Source organism: Pantoea sp. YU22, from assembly GCF_003970755.1.
Classification (GTDB): Bacteria; Pseudomonadota; Gammaproteobacteria; order Enterobacterales; family Enterobacteriaceae; genus Pantoea; species Pantoea piersonii.
The window spans coordinates 225,920-251,466 of sequence record NZ_RYDU01000001.1; the positions used below are offsets into that span (position 1 = coordinate 225,920).

The 25,547-nt window shown below is 58.0% G+C and carries 19 protein-coding genes; 16 read left to right on the plus strand and 3 right to left on the minus strand.

The genetic code is table 11. From position 1 onward, the window contains the following. Nucleotides 1-44 precede the first annotated feature (44 nt). Both focA and ycaO read right to left on the minus strand, forming a co-directional pair. Nucleotides 45-905 (minus strand): formate transporter FocA, encoded by an 861-nt coding sequence (gene focA / locus EKL29_RS01080; RefSeq protein ID WP_126688633.1) that lies wholly within the window; start codon nucleotides 903-905, stop codon nucleotides 45-47. A gap of 369 nt (nucleotides 906-1,274) precedes the next feature. Then, nucleotides 1,275-3,035 carry a 30S ribosomal protein S12 methylthiotransferase accessory factor YcaO gene (gene ycaO, locus EKL29_RS01085; protein ID WP_126688634.1) on the minus strand — a complete coding sequence of 587 codons (1,761 nt, stop codon included), beginning with the start codon at nucleotides 3,033-3,035 and terminating at the stop codon, nucleotides 1,275-1,277. A gap of 311 nt (nucleotides 3,036-3,346) precedes the next feature. Between ycaO and serC the strand changes: the two genes are divergently transcribed. The 12 genes from serC to EKL29_RS01145 all read left to right on the plus strand — a co-directional run bounded on the left by serC (nucleotide 3,347) and on the right by EKL29_RS01145 (nucleotide 17,363). Then, complete coding sequence (gene serC / locus EKL29_RS01090; protein WP_120451802.1) at nucleotides 3,347-4,432, plus strand: 3-phosphoserine/phosphohydroxythreonine transaminase; 1,086 nt, start codon at nucleotides 3,347-3,349, stop codon at nucleotides 4,430-4,432. 86 nt (nucleotides 4,433-4,518) lie between these two features. Continuing rightward, nucleotides 4,519-5,805, plus strand: a complete 1,287-nt coding sequence (gene aroA, locus EKL29_RS01095) for a 3-phosphoshikimate 1-carboxyvinyltransferase (protein ID WP_126688635.1) — start codon at nucleotides 4,519-4,521, stop codon at nucleotides 5,803-5,805. Between the two features lie 200 nt (nucleotides 5,806-6,005). Beyond that, a complete protein-coding gene (gene cmk, locus EKL29_RS01100) occupies nucleotides 6,006-6,686 on the plus strand; it encodes a (d)CMP kinase (RefSeq protein ID WP_120451805.1) in 681 nt (226 codons plus the stop codon). Between the two features lie 122 nt (nucleotides 6,687-6,808). After that, entirely contained in the window at nucleotides 6,809-8,482 is a 1,674-nt protein-coding gene (gene rpsA, locus EKL29_RS01105; RefSeq protein ID WP_081136357.1) for a 30S ribosomal protein S1, read from the plus strand. Nucleotides 8,483-8,569: 87 nt separating this feature from the next. Further along, on the plus strand, nucleotides 8,570-8,854 hold the full coding sequence (gene ihfB, locus EKL29_RS01110; protein ID WP_033751281.1) for an integration host factor subunit beta: 285 nt from the start codon (nucleotides 8,570-8,572) through the stop codon (nucleotides 8,852-8,854). Between the two features lie 197 nt (nucleotides 8,855-9,051). Continuing rightward, nucleotides 9,052-11,301 carry a DNA internalization-related competence protein ComEC/Rec2 gene (locus EKL29_RS01115; protein WP_126688636.1) on the plus strand — a complete coding sequence of 750 codons (2,250 nt, stop codon included), beginning with the start codon at nucleotides 9,052-9,054 and terminating at the stop codon, nucleotides 11,299-11,301. A 43-nt stretch (nucleotides 11,302-11,344) separates the two neighbouring features. Beyond that, on the plus strand, nucleotides 11,345-13,093 hold the full coding sequence (gene msbA, locus EKL29_RS01120; protein WP_120452850.1) for a lipid A ABC transporter ATP-binding protein/permease MsbA: 1,749 nt from the start codon (nucleotides 11,345-11,347) through the stop codon (nucleotides 13,091-13,093). Further along, entirely contained in the window at nucleotides 13,090-14,091 is a 1,002-nt protein-coding gene (gene lpxK, locus EKL29_RS01125) for a tetraacyldisaccharide 4'-kinase (protein WP_120451809.1), read from the plus strand. Before msbA ends, lpxK begins: the two co-directional genes overlap by 4 nt. Nucleotides 14,092-14,115: 24 nt before the next feature. Then, on the plus strand, nucleotides 14,116-15,333 hold the full coding sequence (locus EKL29_RS01130; protein ID WP_126688637.1) for a winged helix-turn-helix domain-containing protein: 1,218 nt from the start codon (nucleotides 14,116-14,118) through the stop codon (nucleotides 15,331-15,333). 106 nt (nucleotides 15,334-15,439) lie between these two features. After that, the gene (locus EKL29_RS01135; protein ID WP_033751266.1) at nucleotides 15,440-15,622 is read left to right on the plus strand and encodes a Trm112 family protein; all 183 of its coding nucleotides are present in this window, start codon (nucleotides 15,440-15,442) and stop codon (nucleotides 15,620-15,622) included. Continuing rightward, entirely contained in the window at nucleotides 15,619-16,368 is a 750-nt protein-coding gene (gene kdsB / locus EKL29_RS01140) for a 3-deoxy-manno-octulosonate cytidylyltransferase (RefSeq protein WP_120451812.1), read from the plus strand. The genes EKL29_RS01135 and kdsB overlap by 4 nt, the downstream gene beginning before the upstream one ends. 101 nt (nucleotides 16,369-16,469) lie before the next feature. Beyond that, the gene (locus EKL29_RS01145) at nucleotides 16,470-17,363 is read left to right on the plus strand and encodes a phosphotransferase (protein ID WP_126688638.1); all 894 of its coding nucleotides are present in this window, start codon (nucleotides 16,470-16,472) and stop codon (nucleotides 17,361-17,363) included. On the opposite strand, the gene elyC is transcribed toward EKL29_RS01145, so the two are convergent. Beyond that, on the minus strand, nucleotides 17,343-18,128 hold the full coding sequence (elyC, locus tag EKL29_RS01150; RefSeq protein WP_120451816.1) for an envelope biogenesis factor ElyC: 786 nt from the start codon (nucleotides 18,126-18,128) through the stop codon (nucleotides 17,343-17,345). The genes EKL29_RS01145 and elyC overlap by 21 nt on opposite strands. A 125-nt stretch (nucleotides 18,129-18,253) precedes the next feature. Here elyC and cmoM point away from each other — a divergent pair, with 125 nt between their 5' ends. The 4 genes from cmoM to mukB are packed head-to-tail and all read left to right on the plus strand — an operon-like array spanning nucleotide 18,254 to nucleotide 25,521. After that, nucleotides 18,254-19,039: a tRNA uridine 5-oxyacetic acid(34) methyltransferase CmoM gene (cmoM, locus tag EKL29_RS01155; RefSeq protein WP_120451818.1), complete on the plus strand. Its 786-nt coding sequence runs from the start codon at nucleotides 18,254-18,256 to the stop codon at nucleotides 19,037-19,039. Next, nucleotides 19,036-20,358: a chromosome partition protein MukF gene (mukF, locus tag EKL29_RS01160; RefSeq protein ID WP_103795362.1), complete on the plus strand. Its 1,323-nt coding sequence runs from the start codon at nucleotides 19,036-19,038 to the stop codon at nucleotides 20,356-20,358. The genes cmoM and mukF overlap by 4 nt, the downstream gene beginning before the upstream one ends. Continuing rightward, nucleotides 20,339-21,049 carry a chromosome partition protein MukE gene (mukE, locus tag EKL29_RS01165; protein ID WP_120451820.1) on the plus strand — a complete coding sequence of 237 codons (711 nt, stop codon included), beginning with the start codon at nucleotides 20,339-20,341 and terminating at the stop codon, nucleotides 21,047-21,049. Before mukF ends, mukE begins: the two co-directional genes overlap by 20 nt. Beyond that, entirely contained in the window at nucleotides 21,046-25,521 is a 4,476-nt protein-coding gene (mukB, locus tag EKL29_RS01170; protein ID WP_126688639.1) for a chromosome partition protein MukB, read from the plus strand. The genes mukE and mukB overlap by 4 nt, the downstream gene beginning before the upstream one ends. Nucleotides 25,522-25,547: the final 26 nt, after the last annotated feature.

Here is a 25,547-nt window from a genome sequence, read left to right on the forward strand (position 1 = left end):
CTTTATGTTGGCGCCGCCAGCTACGCGGCGTCGGTCAGAAATCGTTAATGTGCGGTAGAACCGTTGCGTAAATAGATTGCCCAGTAGGTCAACCCAACCAGCAGGCCGCCGCCGATAATGTTGCCGATCGTGACTGGAATCAGGTTGTCGATAATAAAGTTGACGGGCGTAAGCGCCTGAAACTGATCGGCGCTGGCACCGGCGGCTTGCCAGAACGCCGGGCTGGAAAAATCACGAATCACGATAGCTAACGGGATAAGAAACATATTCGCAATACTGTGCTCGAAGCCGCTCGCAACAAACATGGCGACCGGCAGAATCATCGCCAGCGTTTTATCCGTCAGGCTATGACCGGAATAGCTCATCCATACCGCCAGACAAACCATCAGGTTCGCCAGGGTGCCCAGGCAGACGGCTTCAATAAAAGTGTGATGCATTTTATGATCGGCGGTTTGCAGCACATTTAAACCCCACGCTCCGCCAGCTGTCATATGCTCGCCGGCGAACCAGATTAGCGCGACGAAAAACAGTGCGCCGACAAGGTTGCCGAAGTAGACGTTAATCCAGTTACGCGCCAGCTGGCCCCAGGTGATGCGTCCGCTGGCTTTCGCGACGACAATCAAAACGGTGGAAGTAAAAAGATCGGCGCCGCATACCACTACCAGAATCAAACCCAGCGAGAAGCAGATGCCGCCGATCAGCTTCGCCAGACCATAAGGCATGCCCGCGCTGCCGGTTGTCGCAGTAATATAAAAAACGAAAGCGATAGAGATAAAAACGCCGGCGGTAATGGCAAGGAAAAAGGTGGTTAAGGGATGTTTAGTCGCTTTATAGATCCCTGCATCTTCTGCCACTTTAGCCATTGCGGCCGGTAATAACAGATTAAAAGGGTTGTCAGCTTTCACACTAACGCTCTCCAAAAGTTGTCTGGAAAAATATTAACAAAGGAGTATAGGAGAGGATTTGATCTGGATCATATTTGACCGGCAGGCAGAAGGGTAAAACGGCCAGAGTGACATTGTTACAAAGGTAATTTGTTGAATTTAATATAATAAATAATTTTTAAGATTTGCGTGTTTATTTTAAACATAAAAATGCGTCAGGATTTTATTTGTTAACAAACCTAATTTATCGAAGCAAAAATGTTAAATAAATTAAAGCAACAGCCCATAAGTAACTTTTATTAAAAGCTTGTTCATTACGCAAAAAAATGGCGTCAGTTTTATTGACGCCATTATTATTTTATTTAGCCTGAAGCAGCCTGATTTGCGGTCTTAATTTTTCCAGTAACGACGTTTAGCCGCCTGAAGTTTTTCGTAAGCCTGCAGCAGCGCCTGATGGGCCGGGAAGGCGTTGAGATCTTCATCAACCGCCTGCAGACCATAGAAGGGTGCTTCGCCGCTTACTGCCGCCGAGGCCGCTTCCAGCGCGTCCGCGCCATACATGCGCATGAAGGCATGGTGATACTGCAGCGGATCGCGATCGTCCTCCATCGCCAGCAACAGCAGCGTTTGCAGGCAGCGGTAGTAATTGGCGCGTTCCGGCGTAAAGATCGAACCATTGAATTCCATGGTCCATTCGGTCCAGATCAGCGCCTGATCGAGATCGCCGCCTGCCAGCGCCAGCATCGCTTTAAGCTCACCAATGCGCAGCGTGTACCAGCCGTTATCCTTGCCGATCGCCAGACCAAGCAGTTCGCGCACGCGGGTAAAGTCGTCATGACCCTCTTCATCCAGCTGCACGATCAAATCCAGATACTCTTCCGGATTCCAGTTGCTGGCGGGCAGCGCCAGCAGCGTTTCGCGCAGACCTGCGCCCATATTATTGTTCGCCAGCAGCAGATCTTCCGCCGGATAGATATCGGACATGCCCGGCACGATAATGCGGCAGGCATAGACGCCAAGGTGATCGTAATCGGCGATATACACTTCCCGATCTTCCTCGCGGAAAATGGCCATCAGCGTGGCGAATTCTTCTTGCGTTGTCCCGCTGAACGACCAGTCGACAAAGGGGTAGTCCGCTTTCTCTTTGAACAGATCCCAGGAGATAAGGCCGCTTGAGTCGATAAAGTGCGTTTCCAGATTGGCGTGCTCGGCCACTTCTTCATCATCAAAGGTCGGCGGCGTAAAGACGTCGAGATCTTTCAGGCTGCGGCCCTGCAGCAGCTCGGTAACGGTACGCTCAAGAGCGACGCCGAAATCGGGATGCGCGCCGAAAGAGGCAAAGCAGGTGCCGTTTTGCGGGTTGAACAGCACGACGCAGATAACCGGATATTTGCCGCCCAGCGAGGCGTCATAGGCGAAAATCGGGAAGCCTTCCGCTTCAAGACGCGCGATAGCTTCCACCACGCCAGGATAGCGCTGCATCACGCTGTCAGGAATGGTCGGCAGGCTGATCGACTCTGCGATGATGCGGTTTTTGATATAACGCTCAAACACCTCAGAAAGCCCCTGCACGCGCGCTTCATTAGGCGTATTACCCGCTGACATGCCGTTTGAAACGTACAGGTTGCCGATAATATTCATCGGAATATAGACGGTCTGCTGATCAGACTGGCGCGTAAAGGGCAGGCTGCAGATGCCGCGCTCGGCGTTGCCGGACTGCAGATCCACCAGCTCAGAGGCGGTCAGCGCGTCGTCTGGATCGTAAAAGGCGCGCAGACGCGTATCCAGAATGCCTTCCGGCAGCGAATCGTCCGCAGGGATGGGGAACCACTTCTCGTCAGGGTAGTGAACGAAATCACCGTTCGCGATCGATTTGCCCAGCCAGAAGTCGGCGAAGAAGTAGTTGGTCGAAAGACGCTCGAAGTATTCGCCCAGCGCCGAGGCCAGCGCGGCTTTCTTGCTGGCGCCTTTGCCATTAGTAAAGCAGAGCGGACAATCGCGGTCGCGAATATGCACGGACCAGACGTGGGGAACCGGATTTAGCCAGGAGGCTTCTTCGATATTAAAGCCAAGATCGGTCAGCTTTTGCTGAAAGCGCGCGATGGAATCTTCCAGTGCTGCGTCTTTACCGGGAATAAACGTTTGCGTCATGGGACCGCTCTCTCATATATAGTGGGCGTAAAGCGCGCAATGATACGGATTTTGCCGTCGTGGCGCTATGAAGACGGCATAAATTTCTGCCCGCTGTTCTACCTGAAAAAGCGCGTTGGAAAAGGCTTCCGTTTCCTCAGTAAACGAGCTGCCTCACAAAATTTCGCTATGCATTGCATTTGTGACATAAGCTGCGGCATGGCAGATTTAGAAATTGTGATCCCTTCCGGATTTATCATTGCAGGCGTCATAAGGCAGTGATAAAACCGGTAAGCAATTCATAACCGTTCTGGATAATCGTGGTGAGGGAAATGACGCAGATTTATAATTTTAGTTCCGGTCCAGCGATGCTGCCGGTTGAAGTGCTCCGTCGTGCAGAACAAGAACTGACAAACTGGCACGGTCTGGGGACCTCCGTCATGGAGATCAGCCATCGCAGCAAAGAGTTTATCAAGGTAGCGGAAGAGGCGGAGCAGGACTTGCGCGATCTTCTGAAAATCCCGGCCAACTACAAAGTTTTATTCTGTCACGGCGGCGCGCGCGCGCAGTTTGCCGCCGTACCGGGCAATTTGCTGGGCGAGGCCACCACGGCGGATTATATCGACGGCGGCTATTGGGCGCACAGCGCTATTAAAGAAGCGGAAAAGTATTGCACGCCGCGCGTTTTGGACGTCAAAACCACGCGTGACGGCAAGCGCGCAATCCTGCCGATGAGCCAGTGGGAGCTAAGCAGCGACGCCGCCTATGTGCACTACTGCCCGAACGAAACTATTGACGGCATCGCGATTGATGAGCAGCCCGATTTTGGCGATAAGATCGTCGTTGCCGACCTCTCCTCGACTATTCTGTCGCGTCCGCTGGACATTAACCGCTACGGCGTGATCTATGCCGGCGCGCAAAAAAACATCGGCCCGGCGGGTTTGACCATTGTTATCGTCCGTGACGATCTGCTGGGCAAAGCCCAACGGTCCGTTCCTTCTGTCCTCGATTATCAGGTGCTGGCGGAGAACGACTCCATGTTTAATACGCCGCCGACCTTTGCCTGGTATCTCTCCGGCCTGGTGTTTAAATGGCTGAAAGAGAAAGGCGGCGTAGCCGAGATCGACAAAATCAATCAGGCTAAAGCGGATCTGCTCTACGGCCTGATCGATAGCAATCCCTTTTACCGTAATGATGTTGCGGTGGAAAACCGTTCACGCATGAACGTGCCTTTCCAGCTGGCAGACGCCGCGCTGGATAAACTCTTCCTGGAAGAGTCGTTCAATGCAGGACTGCACGCCCTTAAGGGCCATCGCGTCGTAGGCGGCATGCGCGCATCGATCTACAATGCGATGCCGCTGGAAGGCGTTAAAACGCTGACCGACTTTATGGCTGACTTCGCACGCCGCCACGGTTAAGCCTGAGCTGTAGCGTCGGCGCTTGCGCTGATTTCAGACCTCGCCTCGCGGCGGGGTTTTGTCCTTTTCTGGAGATTTGGTTTCACATGCAGGACTCCCTGACCTTACAACCGATTGCACGCGTTGACGGCACCGTTAACCTGCCGGGTTCAAAAAGCGTTTCTAACCGCGCGCTGCTGCTGGCTGCGCTGGCGAAAGGCACCACGCGCCTGACGAACCTGCTGGACAGTGATGATATTAAACACATGCTGAATGCCCTGAAGGCGTTGGGCGTCGATTTCACCCTGTCCGCCGACCGCACTCAGTGCGAAGTGGTGGGACAGGCCGGCCCACTGCGTGCCTCTCAGCCGCTGGAGCTGTTTCTCGGCAACGCGGGCACGGCGATGCGTCCGCTGGCGGCGGCGCTCTGTCTCGGCGAGCAGGATATCGACCTGACCGGCGAGCCACGCATGAAAGAGCGTCCAATCGGACATCTGGTAGACGCGCTCCGTCAGGGCGGCGCACAGATTGAGTATCTGGAGAACAGCGATTACCCGCCGCTGCGCCTGAAAGGCGGGTTTACCGGTGGCGAAGTCAGCGTAGACGGCAGTGTCTCCAGCCAGTTTCTCACCGCGCTGCTGATGGCTGCGCCGCTGGCGGAGCGCGACACCCGGATCGTTATCAAAGGCGAGCTGGTATCGAAACCCTATATCGATATTACGCTGCATCTGATGCGCTGTTTCGGCGTTGAGGTCGAGAACCAGCATTATCAGCGCTTTATCATTAAAGGCCAGCAGCAGTATCTGTCGCCAGGCGACTATCTGGTGGAGGGCGACGCCTCGTCCGCCTCCTATTTCCTGGCCGCAGGCGCAATTAAAGGTGGAACCGTGCGCGTCACCGGCATCGGCCGCGACAGCGTACAGGGCGACATCCGCTTTGCCGACGTGCTGGAAAAAATGGGCGCGACCGTTGAGTGGGGCAGCGACTACATCGCCTGTACCGCCGGCGAGCTTCACGCTATCGATATGGATATGAACCATATTCCCGACGCCGCAATGACCATCGCGACCACGGCGCTGTTCGCTAAAGGCACGACACTGCTGCGCAACATTTACAACTGGCGCGTCAAAGAGACCGATCGCCTGGCCGCGATGGCGACCGAGCTGCGCAAAGTGGGCGCAGAAGTGGAAGAGGGCCACGATTTTATCCGCATCACGCCACCGGAAAAATTGCGCCACGCAGAGATCGGCACCTATAACGATCACCGCATGGCGATGTGCTTTTCTCTGGTCGCGCTCTCCGATACGCCGGTAACGATCCTCGATCCCGGCTGCACCGCGAAAACCTTCCCGGACTATTTCGATCAGCTGGCCAGAATCAGCCAGAACGCCTGATCGACAGGGTGCCGGAGAACGGGCTTCTCCGGCATTCTCACTGCTTCTGGCCTTAGCGGCCAAGAGATGTTCTGAATCTGCTGCAATTTAAAGCGTTCTCTGCGCTAAAAGGTAACGTCATTAGTCTGGTCAGCGTATAATGCTTCCTGTTCTGAACAGCCTGAAGGCTGAACTATTTCGCGCAGCAACAGGAGAGAATAATGACGGCAACTGCCCCGGTTATAACTGTCGATGGGCCTAGCGGCGCAGGCAAAGGCACGTTGTGCAAAGCGATGGCGGAAGCATTGCAATGGCATCTGCTCGATTCAGGCGCTATCTATCGCGTTCTGGCGCTGGCTGCGCTGCATCATCAGGTGAGTATTGAGTCCGAAGAGGCGCTGGTGCCGCTGGCCGCCCATCTGGATGTGCGTTTCGTCTCGCAGCAGGGCGAACTGCAGGTGATCCTGGAGGGTGAAGAGGTTACGGGTGAAATCCGCACCCAGGAAGTCAGCAATACCGCCTCGCGCGTTGCCGCCTTTCCACGCGTGCGCGAAGCGCTGCTGCGTCGCCAGCGCGCGTTTCGCGATGAGCCTGGCTTAATCGCCGATGGCCGCGACATGGGTACCGTGGTTTTCCCCGACGCGCCGGTAAAAATTTTCCTCGACGCCAGCCCGGAAGAGCGCGCCCAGCGCCGTATGCTACAGTTGCAGGAGAGCGGCTTTAGTGTTAACTTTGATCGCCTTTTAGCCGAGATAAAAGAACGTGATGATCGCGATCGCAACCGCGCCATTGCGCCTTTAGTCCCCGCCGCCGATGCGCTGGTTCTGGATTCTACCCAGTTATCCATTGAGCAAGTCATTGATAAGGCGCTGGAATATGCCCGCACTAAGCTGGGCATTTAATATTTTCGGCATACCGAATTGCAGTAACCCTGTGCCAGGGAAAGCGCGCAGGGCATGTGAAACAACCCCATCCGACATGAGGTCAGGTGGACGTTAAATTGAAGAATCCTAAGATTATCAATATGACTGAATCTTTTGCTCAACTCTTTGAAGAGTCCCTGAAAGAAATCGAAACCCGCCCGGGTTCCATCGTTCGTGGCGTTGTTGTCTCTATCGACAAAGACGTCGTTCTGGTTGATGCGGGTCTGAAATCTGAGTCTGCCATTCCGGCAGAGCAGTTCAAGAACGCAGCCGGCGAACTGGAAATTCAGGTTGGTGACGAAGTTGACGTTGCCCTGGATGCAGTGGAAGACGGCTTCGGTGAAACCCTGCTGTCCCGTGAGAAAGCTAAACGTCATGAAGCCTGGATCACGCTGGAAAAAGCTTACGAAGACGCTGAAACTGTTACCGGTGTTATCAACGGCAAAGTTAAAGGTGGCTTCACAGTTGAGCTGAACGGTATTCGTGCGTTCCTGCCAGGTTCACTGGTTGACGTGCGTCCGGTTCGCGACACGCTGCACCTGGAAGGCAAAGAGCTTGAATTCAAAGTAATCAAGCTTGATCAGAAACGTAACAACGTCGTGGTTTCACGCCGCGCGGTTATCGAATCTGAAAACAGCGCTGAGCGCGATCAGCTGCTGGAAAACCTGCAGGAAGGCATGGAAGTCAAAGGTATCGTTAAGAACCTCACTGACTACGGCGCATTCGTTGATCTGGGCGGCGTCGACGGCCTGCTGCACATCACCGACATGGCGTGGAAACGCGTTAAGCACCCGAGCGAAATCGTCAACGTGGGCGACGAAATCACTGTTAAAGTGCTGAAGTTCGACCGCGAGCGTACCCGTGTATCTCTGGGCCTGAAACAGCTGGGCGAAGATCCGTGGGTAGCTATCGCTAAGCGTTACCCGGAAGGCACTCGCCTGACCGGTCGCGTGACCAACCTGACTGATTACGGCTGCTTCGTTGAAATCGAAGAAGGCGTTGAAGGTCTGGTACACGTTTCTGAAATGGACTGGACCAACAAAAACATCCACCCGTCTAAAGTTGTTAACGTGGGCGACGTGGTTGAAGTTATGGTTCTGGACATCGACGAAGAGCGTCGTCGTATCTCCCTGGGCCTGAAGCAGTGCAAAGCCAACCCATGGCAGCAGTTTGCTGAGACCCACAACAAGGGCGATCGCGTTGAAGGTAAAATCAAGTCAATCACTGACTTCGGTATCTTCATCGGCCTGGACGGCGGCATCGACGGTCTGGTTCACCTGTCTGACATCTCCTGGAACGCGACTGGCGAAGAAGCCGTTCGTGAGTACAAAAAAGGCGACGAAATCGCTGCCGTTGTACTGCAGGTTGACGCAGAGCGCGAGCGCATCTCTCTGGGCGTGAAGCAGCTGGCTGAAGATCCGTTCAACAACTACATCACCCTGAACAAGAAAGGCGCCATCGTTACTGGTAAAGTAACTGCAGTTGACGCTAAAGGTGCTACAGTTGAACTGGCAGACGGCGTTGAAGGCTACCTGCGCGCTTCTGAAGCTTCACGTGACCGCGTTGAAGACGCAACTCTGGTTCTGAATGTTGGCGACGATGTTGAAGCTAAATTCACCGGTGTTGATCGTAAAAACCGCGTAGTTAGCCTGTCTGTCCGTGCGAAAGACGAAGCTGACGAGAAAGACGCCATCGCGACCGTGAACAACAAGCAGGAAGAAGGCAACTTCTCTAATGCTATGGCTGAAGCGTTCAAAGCAGCTAAAGGCGAGTAATCGACCTTAAGCAACCGGGCAGAGAAATCTGCCCGGTTACGGTAGCAAGCTGTCATACCTTTCCCACAAGGATTAACCGGAGGTTACATGACCAAGTCAGAACTGATTGAAAGACTTGCTGGCCAGCAGACTCATATTCCGGCGAAAGTCGTTGAGGATGCTGTAAAAGAGATGCTGGAGCACATGGCCACAACGCTGGCCCAGGGCGAACGCATTGAAATCCGGGGATTCGGCAGCTTTTCTTTGCATTACCGCGCACCGCGTACGGGTCGTAACCCGAAAACGGGCGATAAAGTGGAACTGGAAGGTAAATACGTTCCCCACTTTAAGCCGGGCAAAGAGCTGCGAGACCGTGCAAACATCTACGGCTAAGCCGTAACCGAACGCAGAAACGACATCTCCGGATGTCGTTTTTTTTTGCCTGTTGTTTTTATGTGAGCCTGCCCGCCCTGTTGCGTATGCCGTATGTAATCCTCTCTGAATTTCCCGATGCCGCGCTTAAAAGATAAAACTTCCGCCTGATTGCGCTCCTGTTTATCCGCATACTCAGCCTGTTAAACAGGAATGAGATGAAAATGACAGGGACGATATTTGCCAGAATCGCTATTCTCGCCGCACTGCCGCTGCTGTTTCTTCACCAGCTTCCGCCAGCGGCAGGTATCGCGGCGATCGCCTTTGCGGGCCTGGTGCTGTGGTGGACAACCCCGTTCTGGCTGCGTATCGCGGGGATAGCGCTGCTGATGTTCGCCTGGATGCTGGGAGCGGGGCGTGCAGACATCACCGCAACAGAAGCAGCCAGCAGCGCGCCTGCAACGTACAGCGTACGGATTGATGAAGTCCGGCAAGAGCGACAGCAGATCAAGGTGCAGCTACTCAGGCGAGAAGGGCGCTACCTCTTTCCGCCGCGTTTCGCCTGGCTGTCGCTCGGCGAGAGTCAGCAGGATTATTGCCCGGGGCAACGCTGGTCGATGAAGCTCAATCTCAGGCCCGTCCACGCAAAGCTCAACGAAGGCGAGTTCGATGCGCAACGCTTTGCGCTGGCTAACCATATGGCGCTGCGGGGCCGTATTCAACAGCAGCAGCCTGAATCCCTGACCTGCAGCTGGCGCTGGCAGCTTATTATGCGCGATATGCCGGTTATAAACGCTCTTGAGCAGAGCGCGGTTATCCAGGCCCTGGCTTTTGGCGAGCGAGCAGAGATGGACGATGCGCTGCGCCAGCTGCTGCGAGAAACCGGCACGGCGCATTTGATGGCGATTTCAGGCATGCATATCGCGCTGGCCGCCAGCAGCGGCTGGCTTATAGCACGCGCTGTTCAGCTGTTTCTGCCGACGCGTCTTATCGGCTATCTGTTTCCGCTGTTGATGAACTGGCTGGCGGCGGCGCTCTATACCTGGCTTTCGGGCAGCTATGCGCCCGCTCAGCGAACGCTTTTCGCTCTGACGCTATGGCTCATCTTTCGCCTCAAAGGCGTGCAGCCCGGCGGCTGGCAGGTCTGGAGCCTGTGCGTTGGCGGATTGCTGCTGCTCGATCCGCTGAACGTGCTGTCAGAAAGTTTCTGGCTCTCGGCGCTGGCGGTGGCCATCTTACTGACGTGGTATCACTGGTTTCCTTTACCTGAGCGATGCCGCCACGGCTGGCGCTGGCTGCCGGTTCAACTGCTGCATCTTCAGCTCGGCATGACGCTGCTAATGGCTCCGCTCCAGGTCATGCTGTTTGAGGGAATTAGCTTCTCAGCGCTGGCGGCGAATATGCTGGCGATACCCGCCATCACTTTTATCAGCGTCCCGCTGATCCTGCTGGCGATACTGACGCCGGTCGGCGCGCTCTGCAGCGCATTGTGGCACCTGGCCGATGCTTCCCTGGTCTGGCTGCTGACGGCGCTGAAGGCCTTACCCGATGGGTGGTGGGCATTTCATGACGCCGGCACCCTGGTGCTGTTGCTGTGGGGCGGCCTGATCGCCTGGCGCTGCGCGCTGTTTTACGCGGCGCCGATCGGCTGCGCAGCGCTGGTGCTGGCGCTTATCGTCTGGCGCTGGCCGCGCGAAGAACCGGGCTGGCATATTGATATGCTGGATGTCGGACAAGGGCTAAGCGTTGTTATCCGCCAGGGCAAAGAAGCGATGCTCTATGATACCGGCCCGCGCTGGGAAAGCGGGGATGCGGGGACGCGCCATGTTATCCCCTGGCTGTCACGGAAACATCTGCAGTTACAGACGGTGGTCCTCAGCCATCTTCATCTCGATCACAGCGGCGGCCTTAATGCCATAAAAAACCGCTGGCCTGGCGTGCCCATACGCAGCGCCACGCTTGATGACGATCATCTTCCCTGCGTGCGCGGCACGCGCTGGCGCTGGGGGGCGTTAAATGTCGAAGCGCTGTGGCCGTTAAAGCGATCGAAGGTCAGCAACAATAATGATTCCTGTGTGCTGAGCATTGATGACGGCGTTACACGTTTGCTGCTGATGGGCGATCTGGAGGCATCGGCGGAGCGACAGCTGGTCGCGCTGGAAAAAAATCGTCTTAAAGCCGATATCATCCAGGTTCCGCATCACGGCAGCCGCACCTCGTCAACGCCGCTGCTGCTGCGCAACGTCGACGGACATATCGCCATCGCCTCTATGGCGCGCTATAACGCCTGGCGTATGCCGGTCAAAAGCGTGCTGGAAAACTACCGACGCGCGGGCTTCGCCTGGTATGACACCGCGCAATCGGGCCAGATAACCATTACGGTTGCCGGGCGTAAAATCGCGGTTTCCGGGTTAAGAGAGCAAATTTTGCCCCGTTGGTATCATCAGTGGTTTGGCGTCAAACGGTAATCCAGGTAGAATGAGCGGCTATTTCAAACAACGTGAATAAATGATGCATCAAGATAAAGATCTCTCAACGTGGCAGACATTTCGTCGACTCTGGCCGATGATCGCGCCCCATAAAGCGGGTTTATGCGTGGCCGCTGTGGCCCTGATACTTAACGCCGCGGGCGACACACTTATGCTCTCCCTGTTGAAGCCTTTACTGGATGATGGGTTTGGTAAAGCGGATAAATCGGTACTGATCTGGATGCCGCTGGCCGTCATCGGTCTGATGCTGATCCGTGGCGTCACCAGCTATATTTCCAGCTACTGCATCTCCTGGGTCTCCGGCAACGTCGTAATGAATATGCGTCGCCGCCTCTTTAGCCACATGATGGGCATGCCGGTCTCGTTCTTCGACCAGCAGTCGACAGGCACGCTGCTGTCGCGCATCACCTACGATTCTGAGCAGGTCGCCTCCTCCTCATCCAGCGCGCTGGTTACCGTCGTACGCGAGGGGGCCTCGATTATCGGCCTGTTTATCATGATGTTCTATTACAGCTGGCAGCTGTCGCTGATCCTGATTGTGCTGGCACCGATTGTCTCTCTGGCGATTCGCTCGGTCTCTAAGCGCTTCCGCAGCATCAGCAAAACCATGCAGAACACGATGGGGCAGGTAACGACCAGCGCCGAGCAGATGCTGAAAGGGCATAAAGAAGTGCTGATTTTCGGTGGCCAGGAAGTAGAGTCCGAACGTTTCGCCCGCGTCAGCAACCGCATGCGTCAGCAGGGTATGAAGCTGGTATCGGCCTCCTCTATCTCCGATCCGGTCATCCAGCTGATCGCTTCGCTGGCGCTGGCGTTCGTGCTCTATGCCGCCAGTTTCCCTAGCGTGATGGAGACGCTGACCGCAGGTACCATCACCGTGGTCTTCTCATCTATGATCGCGCTGATGCGCCCGCTGAAATCCCTGACTAACGTCAACGCGCAGTTCCAGCGCGGCATGGCGGCGTGCCAGACTCTCTTCTCCATCCTTGATAGCGAACAGGAGAACGACACCGGTACGCGCGAGGTTGTGCGCGCCAAAGGTGACGTCGAGTTCCGCAATGTCACCTTTACCTATCCCGGACGCGATATTCCGGCGCTGCGCGATATCAATCTGGCGCTGCCGGAAGGGAAAACCGTTGCGCTGGTCGGGCGTTCAGGCTCAGGGAAGTCGACACTGGCCAGCCTGCTGACGCGTTTTTACGACATTCAGCAGGGCGAAATCCTGCTGGACGGCCACGACCTGCGCGAATATACGCTGCGTTCGCTGCGTAATCAGGTGGCGCTGGTATCGCAGAACGTGCATCTGTTCAACGACACCATCGCCAATAACATCGCCTATGCGCGTAGCGAGCAGTATAGCCGCGCCGAGATCGAGAAAGCCGCTACCATGGCGCACGCTATGGACTTCATCAACAAGATGGATAACGGACTGGATACGGTGATTGGTGAAAACGGCGTGCTGCTCTCTGGCGGTCAGCGCCAGCGTATCGCAATTGCGCGCGCGCTGCTGCGCGACTGTCCGATCCTTATCCTGGATGAAGCGACCTCCGCGCTGGATACCGAATCCGAGCGTGCGATTCAGTCGGCGCTGGATGAGCTGCAGAAAAACCGCACCTCGCTGGTTATCGCTCACCGCCTGTCGACCATCGAAAAAGCCGATGAAATCGTGGTCGTTGAAGATGGCCGTATCGTTGAGCGCGGCACGCACGCTGTTCTGCTGGCTCAGCAGGGCACCTATGCCCAGCTGCATAAAATGCAGTTTGGACAATGATTGAGCGCATCTGGAGTGGACGCTCGCCGCTGTGGCTGCTGTTGTGGCCGCTCAGCCTGATCTATGGCGCGGTTTCCTCTCTGATTCGCCTCAGCTACCAGCGCGGCTGGCGTAAAAGCTGGCGCGCGCCGGTGCCGGTCGTAGTGGTGGGCAATCTCACTGCGGGCGGCAATGGCAAAACGCCGGTCGCGATCTGGCTGGTGCAGGAGCTGCAGCGCCGGGGCGTGAAGGTTGGCGTGGTGTCGCGCGGCTACGGCGGAAAAGCGGAGCGCTATCCGCTGCTGGTTAACGCCGAAACGCCGACGGAGCAGGCGGGCGATGAGCCTGTACTGATCGCCCAGCGCAGCGGCGCGCCGGTCGCGGTGGCGCCGAAACGCCGCGCCGCGGTTGAGGCGCTGCTCGCCGCTCAGCCTGTTGATCTTATTATTACTGATGATGGCCTCCAGCACTACGCGCTCCAGCGCGATCGCGAGATCGTGGTGGTTGATGGCGTGCGCCGATTCGGCAACGGCTGGTGGCTGCCGGCGGGTCCTATGCGCGAGCGCGCCTCTCGCCTGCAGCAGGTCGACGCCGTTATCGTCAACGGCGGCGCTGCGGAGCCGGGTGAAATAGCTATGTCGCTGCGGCCTGGCGAAGCGGTTAACCTGCAAACGCATCAGTCAGTACCGCTCTCTGCCCTGAAAAAGGTGGTGGCGATGGCGGGGATTGGGCATCCGCCGCGCTTCTTCGCTACGCTTAAGCAGTATGGCGTCACGCCAGTAACCGAGATCGCCTTCGCCGATCACCACGCCTACAGCAAAGATGAGCTCGCCGGTTTAGTGGCCGCAGACCACATCCTGCTGATGACCGAAAAAGACGCGGTGAAATGCCGTCGCTTCGCCCAGCCCAACTGGTGGTATCTGCCGGTCGAGGCAGAACTGAGCGGCAGCGCGGTCGCGCCGCTGCTGGATGATATCGAACGCCTGGCGCGGCAGGGCGCTGACAGGGCCGCCGACTAACTTCACGCCGAACGCAGGAAGGGAATGAATACAACGCTTTCGCTTTCGCTTCAACAGGCTCGTCATCTTCATCTGGCTGCGCAGGGTCTGCTGCGTACGCCGCCAAAACGCGCGCGCTTTTCCGATCTGCTCGCTGCTGTCCGGCGCATGTCGCTGCTGCAAATCGATACCATCCATGTTGTCGCGCGCAGCCCTTATCTGGTGCTGTTTAGCCGCCTCGGCAGCTATCCGCAGCGCTGGCTGGAAGAGGCGCTGGCGCAGGGCGCGCTGTTTGAATACTGGGCGCACGAAGCTTGCTTTATCCCGCGCGAAGACTATCGTCTGCTGCGCCACCGCATGCTCCAGCCTGAGCGCCTCGGCTGGAAATATAACGCCCAGTGGGTACGCGATCACCAGCAGGAGATCGCTGACTTGTTGCAGCATATCGCAGAGCAGGGGCCGGTGCGCGCCGCTGACTTTGCCAGCGGCGACGATCACAAACCAGGCTGGTGGGCGTGGAAGCCGCATAAACGCCATCTGGAAAACCTTTTTAGCGCGGGCGAGCTGATGGTCAGCGAGCGGCGCAATTTCCAGCGGGTTTACGATCTGCGATCGCGCGTGCTGCCGGAGTGGCAGGATGCGCTACACGCCCTCAGCGAAGCGGATGCGCAGTGGGAAATGCTGCGCAACAGCGCGCGCAGTCTCGGTATTTTCCGCGCCGCCTGGCTGCCTGATTACTATCGTCTCAGGCGGGTGGCGCTGAAACCTTTCCTGGAAAAGGCGCAGCAGGCGGGCGACATTATTCCGGTCGAGGTTGCCGGGCTGGGCGAAATGTGGCTGCATCGCGATCTGCTGCCGCTGCTTGACGCGCCGCTTAACGCGACGCACAGCGCCATCCTGTCGCCGTTTGATCCGGTCGTCTGGGATCGTCGTCGGGCGCTGGAGCTTTTCCAGTTCGACTACCGCATCGAATGCTATACGCCAGAGGCGAAACGCAAGTATGGCTACTTTGTGCTGCCGGTTCTGCACCGCGGCGTCATTAAGGCCAGGCTGGATGCCCGTATGCTGCGTCAGGCGCGGCAACTGGTGATTAAAAATTTTTGGCTGGAGCCGGATACGCGCGTTACCGCCGCTTTTATCAAAGATATTCGCCAGGCGATTAGTCGCTTTGCGGCGTGGCAGGATGCGGAGAGTGTCCTGTTCGAGCAAATGCCCGCTGCGCTGCAGCCGCACTGGCCCGCAGAGTGGGCGCTCAATAGCTGAGCTTTGCGGTTTGCGCCGCAGTTTCGCGGCCGCTTTCCGCGCACGCTGAGACACTGCGCTATGGTATCCTTAGCGCCTTATGCAATCGGTCCGTGATGGAGGACATATGGATCACCGTTTACTTGAAATCGTTGCCTGCCCGGTATGCAACGGCAAGCTTTACTATAACAACGCGCAGCAGGAGCTGATCTGTAAACCTGACGCGCTCGCCTTTCCAGTACGCGACGGCATCCCGGTACTGCTGGAAAACGAAGCGCGCACGCTCGCCGTTGAAGAGATCCATCCATGAGTTTCACGGCGATTATTCCTGCGCGCTACGCCTCGACGCGCCTGCCCGGCAAACCGCTGGTCGATATCGCCGGAAAGCCGATGATCGTTCATGTGATGGAGCGCGCGCGCGCCTCTGGCGCCAGCCGTGTGATTGTCGCGACGGATCATCCGGACGTAAAAACGGCAGTTGAGGCGGCGGGCGGCGAAGTCTGCATGACGCGCGCCGACCATCAGTCAGGCACGGAGCGGCTGGCAGAAGTGATCGAAACCTGCCGCTTTGCCGACGATGAGATTATCGTCAACGTGCAGGGCGACGAGCCGCTTATTCCGCCGGAAATCGTGCGTCAGGTGGCGGCGAATCTGGCAGGCGCGCAGGCGGGTATGGCGACGCTGGCGGTGCCGATTCATGATGCGGAAGAGGCGTTTAACCCTAACGCAGTGAAGGTGGTAATGGACGCCCAGGGCTATGCGCTCTATTTCTCGCGCGCTACCATTCCCTGGGATCGCGAGCGTTATGCCGCCTCCCGCGAGGAAGCTGGCGATACGCTGCTGCGCCATATCGGCATCTACGCCTACCGCGCCGGTTTTATTCGTCGTTATGTTTCGTGGGCGCCTTGTCCGCTGGAGCGTATCGAGCTGCTGGAACAGCTTCGGGTGCTCTGGTACGGCGAAAAGATACACGTTGCCGTAGCGGAAACCGTGCCGGGCGTTGGCGTGGATACGCCGGAAGATCTGGCGCGCGTGCGCGCCGCGCTGCAGGGTTGACGGCGTCGGGGAGAACTCCCCGACGCTTTTATTGATCTGTTTCTGTATTTTTGCCCGCTGAGGCCTCCAGGATGGTGTGACAGGTTCCTTGAGGAGGATGCATGGAAAGTCTCAAATCTGAACTGTCGCTGGTGCTGGGCGAGACGGTCAGCCGACTCGAAACCATCAGCGAACAGCCACCGACGCGGTTGTATGCACTCTACGATCGCCAGGATAAACCGATGCCGCTGGTGGCGAAATATTTTCGTCATCCGGGCCGCGCCGCGCTGGAGGCGAAAAAGCTGGCGCTGCTGGGCCATGAAGGGCTGGTCGCGGTACCTGCGGTCTACGGCCTGGTTCTGAGTCAGCAGCTGCCGGTACATGAAATGCTGCTGATGGCGCGTCTCAATGGCGTTTCCGCCGAAGCGCCGACCCGTGACGCCGGGCGCTGGCAGCAACTGTGCGAAGAGGTGGTCGAAGGGCTGCTTGCCTGGCACCGCATCAGCAGCCATGGGCTGGTTGGCACCGTCGACAGCACGCAGCAAAACAGCTGGCCGGCCTGGTTCCATCAGCGCGTCGAAGTCTTATGGTCTACGCTCAGCTATCTCCAGCCGCCTTCTTTCACCCTTGCCGATCGGCAGGTGCTGTTTCGCAGCCGCGAACAGCTGACCTATCTCTTTCGCGACTTTGACGATCCCTGCGTGATGCTGCATGGCAATCTGCGGCTGACCAGCATCATCAAAAACGCGCGCAGCGATCAGCTGGTGGCAATGACGCAGCCCGGCGTCATCTTATGGGCGCCGCGCGAATATGAGCTGATTCATCTGGGCGACAGCCCGGCGGAGCAGGCGCTGATGGAGCGCTATCTGCAGTGCGCGCCGGTCTCCGAAGGCTTCCTGTGGCGACGCTGGCTTTACCAGCTGTGGGACTGTATCGACGGGCTGGTGCAGTATGGCGCGTTCGATCGTCCGCGCTTCGATTACGCGCGGGCGCAGCTACTGCCCTGGCTCGGCTGAAGGCGCATCGCCGCCTTTCAGCCACTGCCACGCCTGGCCCAGCGACTCATAGACGACACGGTCGCTGTGGCTTAGCCACAGCGGAGAAGGAATAGCGCGCTCCCACCAGTTGAGCGGTGAGGTGACCGCCAGCTGATTAGCGGGCGCAGCAACAGGCGTTAAGCCTGCGGCATGAAAGAAATTAAGCGCGCGCGCCATATGGTTGGCGGAGGTCACCAGCAAGAAAGGCCGCTGGCTGACGACGCCGTGCACCGCGCGCGCTTCCTCTTCGGTATCCTTCGGCTGATCCAGCACCAGAATATGATCCTGCGGCACGCCCAGGCTCAGCGCGACCGATGCGGCAACCTGGCCGTTGCTGACGGGATTCTGTCCGGCGGCGGCGCCGGTGAAGATCATCGTCGCCTGCGGGTTGCGCCGCCACTGCCGCACGCCTTCGGCGACGCGCGGCAGGCTGTTGCCGATCAGATTCGAACTTGGCGCCCAGGCGGGATTAAAGGTGTAGCCGCCGCCCAGCACGACGATAAAATCGACCTTCTCTGCGCCGTTCCAGGTGGCGTAGCGCGATTCCAGCGGCAGCAGCAGGCGATCGGCGATCGGCTGCAGGCTCAGAAGCAGCAGTAGCACCCAGCTCAGCGAGACTAAAATTTTGCCGCTTTTATGCCAGCAGCTAAACCAAAGCAATAAAATACCCGCTGCCATTAACAGCAGCAGCAGCGGTAAAGGCATTAGCAGGCCGCCCACCAGTTTTTTCAGCCCAAAAAACATTAAAAAAACTCCTTGTTGTCCGAAAAAACAGCAGCCGGAAAGGAAGAAGGGGATGAAAGGTTCATTCTTCTTGAGCCTGTGACAAAATAGCATACGTTTGAGCGCAGCATACCGGAGCCCACGCCATGCAGGATCGTAACTTTGACGATCTCGCGGAAAAATTTTCGCAAAATATTTACGGCACGACCAAAGGGATCGTGCGTCAGGCGATCCTCTGGGACGAGCTGGAGACGATTCTGCCTACGCTCGGCACAGCTCCTCTGCGCGTGCTGGACGCTGGCGGCGGGCTGGGGCAAATCTCCAGCGGACTGGCACAGCGCGGTCACCAGATCCTGTTATGCGATCTCTCGGCGGAGATGCTGCGCCGGGCGCAACAGCATGCCGAGGCGCAGGATGTGAGCCATAACATGCAATTCAGACAAATCGCCGTACAGCAGGTGGGCGAACATTTGGATACGCCGGTGGATCTGGTATTGTTTCACGCTGTGCTTGAGTGGGTCGCAGAGCCTGAAAAAGCGCTGCAGGCGCTGTTTGACGCATTGCGGCCAGGCGGTGTTATGTCGCTGATGTTTTTTAACCGCCACAGCCTGGTGTTTCGCAACCTGACGCTGGGGAACTTCGGTTACCTGCGGGTCAATATGGCGAAACAGAAGAAGCGTTCTCTGTCGCCGGATTACCCGCGCGATCCTGACGATGTCTACCGCTGGCTTAGCGCCTGCGGTTTCGTTATTGAACAGCGTACGGGCGTGCGCGTCTTCAGCGATTATATGAAAGCCCCGCCGGCGGACGGCGGAGGCGATGTAAGCATTCTTGAGATGGAGCGACGCTACTGTCGCCAGGAACCCTTTTTAAGCCTGGGACGTTACATTCACGTAACCGCGCGTAAACCAGGAAAGCAGGACGAATTATGAGTGAATTTTCCCAGACGGTACCCGAGCTGGTCAGCTGGGCGCGCAAGAACGACTTTTCGCTTGCGCTGCCGGTCGATCGTCTGGCCTTTTTGCTGGCCATCGCCACCCTGAATGGCGAGCGCATGGATGGCGAAATGAGTGAAGGCGAGCTGATCGATGCTTTTCAGCACGTCAGTAAAGCATTTGAACAAACCCATGAGACCGTCATGGTACGCGCCAACAACGCCATCAACGATATGGTGCGCCAGCGCCTGATTAACCGCTTTACCAGCGAGATGACGGAAGGCCATGCCATTTATCGTCTGACGCCGCTGGCGATCGGCATCACCGACTACTACATCCGTCAGCGCGAGTTCTCTACGCTGCGCCTGTCGATGCAGCTGTCGATCGTGGCGGGCGAGCTGAAACGCGCCGCCGACGCTGCGGAAGAGGATGGCGACGAGTTTCACTGGCACCGCAACGTCTTCGCGCCGCTGAAATATTCAGTGGCGGAAATTTTCGACAGCATCGATATGACGCAGCGTCTGATGGATGAACAGCAGCAGGCGGTCAAGAATGATATCGCCGATCTGCTGAATAAAGACTGGCGCGCGGCGATCTCCAGCTGCGAAATGCTGCTGTCGGAAACCTCCGGCACGCTGCGCGAACTCCAGGATACGCTGGAAGCGGCGGGCGACAAGCTGCAGGCCAATCTGCTGCGTATACAGGATGCTACGCTCAGCAGTCCCGATCTCGGCTTTGTCGATAAGCTGGTGTTCGATCTGCAAAACAAGCTGGACCGCATTATCAGCTGGGGCCAGCAGGCGATCGATCTCTGGATCGGCTATGACCGCCACGTCCACAAATTTATCCGAACCGCCATCGATATGGACAAGAACCGCGTATTTGCGCAGCGCTTGCGTCAGTCGGTGCAGAACTACTTCGACCAGCCGTGGGTGCTGACCTACGCCAGCGCCGATCGTCTGTTCGATATGCGCGACGAAGATCTTACGCTGCGCAATGACGAGGTGATGGGCGAACTCCCTGCCGAGCTGGAATATGAAGAATTTAACGAAATCCGCGAACAGCTGGCGGCGATGATCGAAGAGGCGCTGCTGAGCTACAAATCCGAGCAGAAACCGCTCAACCTCGCCACGGTGATGCGTGACTACCTTGCCCAGTATCCACGCGCGCGCCACTTTGACCTGGCGCGTATCGTGGTCGATCAGGCGGTGCGTCTCGGCGTGGCGGAAGCCGATTTAGCCGGCCTGCCCGCACAGTGGCAGGCTATTAATGATTACGGAGCCAAGGTGCAGGCACATGTCATCGACAAATATTGAACAAGTGATGCCGCTTAAGCTGGCACAGGCACTGGCGAATCCAGTTTTTCCCGCGCTTGACAGCCAGTTGCGCGCCGGGCGCCATATCGGCATCGAAGAGCTGGATCAACACGCTTTTCTGATGGATTACCAGACATATCTGGAAGAGTTCTACGCACGTTACAACGTTGAATTAATTCGCGCGCCAGAGGGCTTTTTCTATCTGCGTCCGCGCTCCACCACGCTTATTCCGCGATCGGTACTTTCTGAGCTGGATATGATGGTCGGCAAGCTGCTCTGTTATCTCTACCTTAGCCCGGAGCGTCTGGCGAACGAAGGCATCTTCACCCAGCAAGAGCTGTATGACGAACTGCTGACGCTCGCCGATGAGAACAAACTGCTTAAGCTGGTGAACCAGCGTTCGACCGGCTCCGATCTCGATCGGGCCAGGCTGCAGGAAAAAATGCGCGCGTCGCTGAGCCGTCTGCGTCGACTCGGCATGGTGTGGTTTATGGGCAACGACAGCAGCAAATTCCGCATTACCGAATCGGTGTTCCGCTTTGGCGCCGACGTGCGCAGCGGCGACGATCCGCGTGAGGCGCAGCTGCGGCTGATCCGCGACGGCGAAGCGATGCCGCTCGACAGCGTCAGCAGCGAGCCGGATGATATTGACAGCGAAGCGAATGATAGCGCGGAGGAAGAACAGGCATGATTGAACGCGGAAAATTTCGTTCGCTTACTTTGATCAACTGGAACGGCTTTTTTGCCCGAACCTTTGATCTTGACGAACTGGTCACCACGTTATCGGGCGGCAACGGCGCCGGTAAATCCACCACCATGGCCGCCTTCGTTACGGCGCTAATTCCGGATTTGACGCTGCTGCACTTCCGTAATACCACCGAAGCGGGCGCGACCAGCGGCTCGCGTGATAAGGGTCTGCACGGCAAGCTGCGCGCTGGCGTGTGCTATGCGGTGCTTGACGTCATTAACTCGCGTCACCAGCGTGTGATTGCGGGCGTGCGTCTGCAGCAGGTAGCGGGCCGCGATAATAAGGTCGATATCAAGCCGTTCAGCATTCACGGGCTGCCGATGGATAGCCAGCCGACCGATATGCTGACCGAGATTATGAACAGCCGCCAGGCGCGCGTGCTGCCGCTGAGCGAAGTCAAAGAGCGCGTCGAAGCGCAGGAAGAGGTGCAGTTCCGTCAGTTCAGCTCGGTCACCGACTACCATGCGATGATGTTCGAACACGGTATCGTGCCGCGCCGTCTGCGCTCTGCCGGCGATCGCAGCAAGTTCTACCGTTTGATTGAGGCATCGCTCTATGGCGGTATCTCCAGCGCCATTACCCGCTCGCTGCGCGACTATCTGCTGCCGGAAAACAGCGGCGTGCGTAAAGCGTTTCAGGATATGGAAGCGGCACTGCGCGAAAACCGCATGACGCTGGAGGCGATCCGCGTCACGCAGTCCGATCGCGACCTCTTTAAACACCTTATCTCCGAAGCCACCAGCTATGTGTCGGCGGACTATATGCGTCACGCCAACGAGCGGCGCATCCATCTCGACGGCGCGCTGCAGCTGCGGCGCGATCTCTTCTCCAGCCGCAAACAGCTGGCGTCGGAGCAGTATCGCCATATTGAGATGGCACGTGAGCTCGCCGAACACGGCGGCGCGGAGAACGATCTGGAAGCGGACTATCAGGCCGCCAGCGATCACCTCAATCTGGTGCAGACCGCCATGCGCCAGCAGGAAAAAATCGAGCGCTACGAGGCGGATCTCGACGAGCTGACCCACCGTCTGGAAGAGCAGAACGAGGTGGTAGCGGAAGCGCGCGAAGCGCAGGAAGAGAACGAAGCGCGCGCCGAAGCGGCGGAGCTGGAAGTGGACGAGCTGAAAAACCAGTTGGCCGATTTCCAGCAGGCGCTCGACGTTCAGCAGACGCGCGCGATTCAGTATCAGCAGGCGCTGCAGGCACTTGAGCGCGCCAGAACCCTCTGCCAGCTGCCGGATTTGACCATCGACAACGCCGACGAATGGCAGGCGCGTTTCCAGGCGACCGAAGAGGAAGCGACGGAGACGCTGCTGCGTCTGGAGCAGAAGCTGAGCGTGGCGGAAGCGGCGCACAGCCAGTTCGAACAGGCACTGGCGCTGGTGACCAGCATCGCTGGCAACGTGCCGCGTCAGGAAGCCTGGCAAACCGGCCGCGAGCTGCTGCGCGACGCCGCCAACCAGCGTCATTACGCCGAGCAGCTCTCTTCGCTGCGTCTGCGTCTTAACGAACTGGAGCAGCGTCTGCGCGAACAGCATGAGGCGGAGCGGCTGCTGGCGGAGTTCTGTAAACGCCAGGGCGCGCACTATGACGCCGACGCGCTGGAAGGACTGCATAGCGAGCTGGAAGCGCAGATTGAACAGCTCAGCACCAGCGTCTCCGACGCCGGCGAACGCCGCATGGTGATGCGTCAGGAGCTGGAGTCGCTGCGCGAACGTATCGCGGCCCTGACCGCACGCGCGCCGCACTGGCTGGCGGCGCAGGAGATCCTGACGCAGCTCAGCGAGCAGACCGGCGAAGCGCTGGAAAACAGCCAGCAGATTACCGAATTTATGCAGCAGCTGCTGGAGCGCGAGCGCGAAACCACAGTTGAGCGCGACGAAATCGCCGCGCGCAAACGCGACGTTGAGCGTCAGATTGAACGCCTCAGCCAGCCTGGCGGCGCGGAAGACGCGCGCCTGACGCAGCTGGCGGAACGCTTCGGCGGCGTGCTGCTCTCTGAAATTTACGACGACGTTACGCTTGATGACGCGCCTTACTTCTCGGCCCTCTATGGTCCGTCGCGCCACGCTATCGTCGTGCCGGATCTGTCGCTGGTGCGCGAGCAGCTCGACGGTCTGGAAGAGTGCCCGGAAGATCTCTATCTGATCGAGGGCGATCCGCAGTCGTTCGACGACAGCGTCTTTGCCGTGGAAGAGCTGCAAAACGCGGTGGTGGTGAAAGTGGCGGAGCGGCAATGGCGCTATTCGCGCTTCCCGAAAATTCCGCTGTTCGGCCGCGCCGCGCGCGAGAACCAGCTGGAGCTGCTGCACAACGAGCGCGATCGTCTGGCGGAGCGTTATGCCACGCTCTCGTTCGACGTGCAGAAAACGCAGCGCCTGCATCAGTCCTTCAGCCGTTTTATCGGCACGCATCTGGCGGTCGCCTTCGAGGAAGATCCGGAAGCGCAGATTCGCCAGTATAACGCGCGCCGCACCGAGCTGGAGCGCGCGCTGAATCAGCATGAAAGCGACAATCAGCAGCAACGCCAGCAGTATGAGCAGGCGAAAGAGGGCGTGGCGCAGCTTAACCGTTTGCTGCCGCGCGTGAACCTGCTGCTGGACGATACGCTGGCCGATCGCTGCGACGAGATCCGCGAACAGGTAGAGGTCGCGCAGGAAGCGGCGCGTTTCCTGCATCAGCATGGCGCGAAACTCACGAAGCTTGAATCGCTGATTAGCGTATTGCAGAGCGATCCGGAACAGCATGAACAGCTGCAGGCGGACTATCAGCAGGCGCAGCAGCAGCAGCGCGTCGCGCGTCAGCAGGCGTTCGCCCTGACGGAAGTTGTACAGCGTCGCGCCCACTTCAGCTACGGCGACTCTGCCGGCATGCTGAACGGCAACAACGATCTCAGCGATAAGCTGCGTCGCCAGCTGGAGCAGGCTGAAGGCGAGCGCAGCCGCGCGCGCGAACGCCTGCGCGAGCATCGGGCACAGCTGACGCAATACAGCCAGGTGCTGGCGTCCCTGAAGAGCTCGCACGATACCAAGCGCGACATGCTGAAAGAGCTGCTGCAGGAGATGCAGGATATCGGCGTGCATGCTGACGCCAGCGCGGAAGAGCGCGCGCGCATTCGCCGTGACGAACTCTACGCCGCGCTGAGCCACAACCGCGCCCGCCGCAACCAGCTGGAGAAACAGCTCACCTTCTGCGAAGCGGAGATGGAGAACCTGCAGAAGCGGCTGCGCGTGCTGGAACGCGACTACCATCGCATTCGCGAGCAGGTGGTCAGTGCCAAAGCGGGCTGGTGCAGCGTGCTGCGTCTGGTGAAAGAGAACGGTGTCGAGCGACGTCTGCACCGTCGCGAACTCGCTTATCTGAGCGGTGACGAGCTGCGTTCGATGTCGGATAAGGCGCTGGGCGCGCTGCGTCTGGCCGTGGCGGATAACGAGCATTTGCGCGACGTTCTGCGCCTGTCGGAAGATCCAAAGCGTCCGGAGCGCAAAATCCAGTTCTTTATCGCCGTCTATCAGCATCTGCGCGAACGTATCCGTCAGGACATTATCCGTACCGACGATCCGGTTGAGGCGATCGAGCAGATGGAGATTGAGCTGAACCGTCTGACTGAAGAGCTGACGGCGCGCGAGCAGACACTGGCGATCAGCTCGCGTAGCGTGTCGAACATTATTCGTAAAACCATTCAGCGCGAGCAAAACCGCATCCGTCAGCTGAACCAGGGGCTGCAGATGGTGAGTTTTGGCCAGGTGCGCAGCGTGCGGCTTAACGTTAACGTGCGTGAAGCGCACGCCACGCTGCTGGATACCCTGTCGGAAGAGCATGAACAGCATCAGGATCTGTTTAACAGCAGCCGTCTCACTTTCTCCGAAGCGCTGGCGAAACTCTATCAGCGTCTGAATCCGCAGATCGATATGGGTCAGCGTACGCCGCAGACCATCGGCGAAGAGCTGCTGGACTACCGCAACTATCTGGAAATGGAAGTTGAGGTTAACCGCGGCTCCGACGGCTGGTTGCGCGCCGAGAGCGGCGCGCTGTCGACCGGTGAAGCGATCGGTACCGGGATGTCGATTCTGGTGATGGTGGTGCAGAGCTGGGAAGAGGAGTCGCGTCGCCTGCGCGGCAAAGACATTTCCCCGTGCCGTCTGCTGTTCCTCGACGAGGCGGCGCGCCTGGATGCGCGCTCTATCGCCACGCTGTTCGAGCTCTGCGAGCGGCTGGAGATGCAGCTGGTGATTGCGGCGCCGGAAAACATCAGTCCGGAAAAAGGCACTACCTATAAGCTGGTCCGTAAAGTGTTTAACAACACGGAACATGTTCACGTCGTCGGCCTGCGCGGTTTCTCTGCCGACGCGACGCCAGCGCGCCGCGACAGCGCAGAAGAGGCGGGTCTGGAAGCGGAAAACTCGCAGGTTTAATCTGTTCAATAATTACCGCTTTGGGT

What these genes read in the sequence shown, in the direction of transcription:
- lpxK (WP_120451809.1), top strand. Translation starts at nt 13,090, where the DNA reads ATGATTGAGCGCATCTGGAGTGGACGCTCGCCGCTGTGGCTGCTGTTG.
- cmoM (WP_120451818.1), top strand. Translation starts at nt 18,254, where the DNA reads ATGCAGGATCGTAACTTTGACGATCTCGCGGAAAAATTTTCGCAAAAT.
- mukE (WP_120451820.1), top strand. Translation starts at nt 20,339, where the DNA reads ATGTCATCGACAAATATTGAACAAGTGATGCCGCTTAAGCTGGCACAG.
- mukB (WP_126688639.1), top strand. Translation starts at nt 21,046, where the DNA reads ATGATTGAACGCGGAAAATTTCGTTCGCTTACTTTGATCAACTGGAAC.
- ihfB (WP_033751281.1), top strand. Translation starts at nt 8,570, where the DNA reads ATGACCAAGTCAGAACTGATTGAAAGACTTGCTGGCCAGCAGACTCAT.
- EKL29_RS01130 (WP_126688637.1), top strand. Translation starts at nt 14,116, where the DNA reads ATGAATACAACGCTTTCGCTTTCGCTTCAACAGGCTCGTCATCTTCAT.
- msbA (WP_120452850.1), top strand. Translation starts at nt 11,345, where the DNA reads ATGCATCAAGATAAAGATCTCTCAACGTGGCAGACATTTCGTCGACTC.
- rpsA (WP_081136357.1), top strand. Translation starts at nt 6,809, where the DNA reads ATGACTGAATCTTTTGCTCAACTCTTTGAAGAGTCCCTGAAAGAAATC.
- kdsB (WP_120451812.1), top strand. Translation starts at nt 15,619, where the DNA reads ATGAGTTTCACGGCGATTATTCCTGCGCGCTACGCCTCGACGCGCCTG.
- mukF (WP_103795362.1), top strand. Translation starts at nt 19,036, where the DNA reads ATGAGTGAATTTTCCCAGACGGTACCCGAGCTGGTCAGCTGGGCGCGC.
- ycaO (WP_126688634.1), bottom strand. Translation starts at nt 3,035, where the DNA reads ATGACGCAAACGTTTATTCCCGGTAAAGACGCAGCACTGGAAGATTCC.
- EKL29_RS01145 (WP_126688638.1), top strand. Translation starts at nt 16,470, where the DNA reads ATGGAAAGTCTCAAATCTGAACTGTCGCTGGTGCTGGGCGAGACGGTC.
- serC (WP_120451802.1), top strand. Translation starts at nt 3,347, where the DNA reads ATGACGCAGATTTATAATTTTAGTTCCGGTCCAGCGATGCTGCCGGTT.
- EKL29_RS01115 (WP_126688636.1), top strand. Translation starts at nt 9,052, where the DNA reads ATGAAAATGACAGGGACGATATTTGCCAGAATCGCTATTCTCGCCGCA.
- aroA (WP_126688635.1), top strand. Translation starts at nt 4,519, where the DNA reads ATGCAGGACTCCCTGACCTTACAACCGATTGCACGCGTTGACGGCACC.
- cmk (WP_120451805.1), top strand. Translation starts at nt 6,006, where the DNA reads ATGACGGCAACTGCCCCGGTTATAACTGTCGATGGGCCTAGCGGCGCA.
- elyC (WP_120451816.1), bottom strand. Translation starts at nt 18,128, where the DNA reads ATGTTTTTTGGGCTGAAAAAACTGGTGGGCGGCCTGCTAATGCCTTTA.
- EKL29_RS01135 (WP_033751266.1), top strand. Translation starts at nt 15,440, where the DNA reads ATGGATCACCGTTTACTTGAAATCGTTGCCTGCCCGGTATGCAACGGC.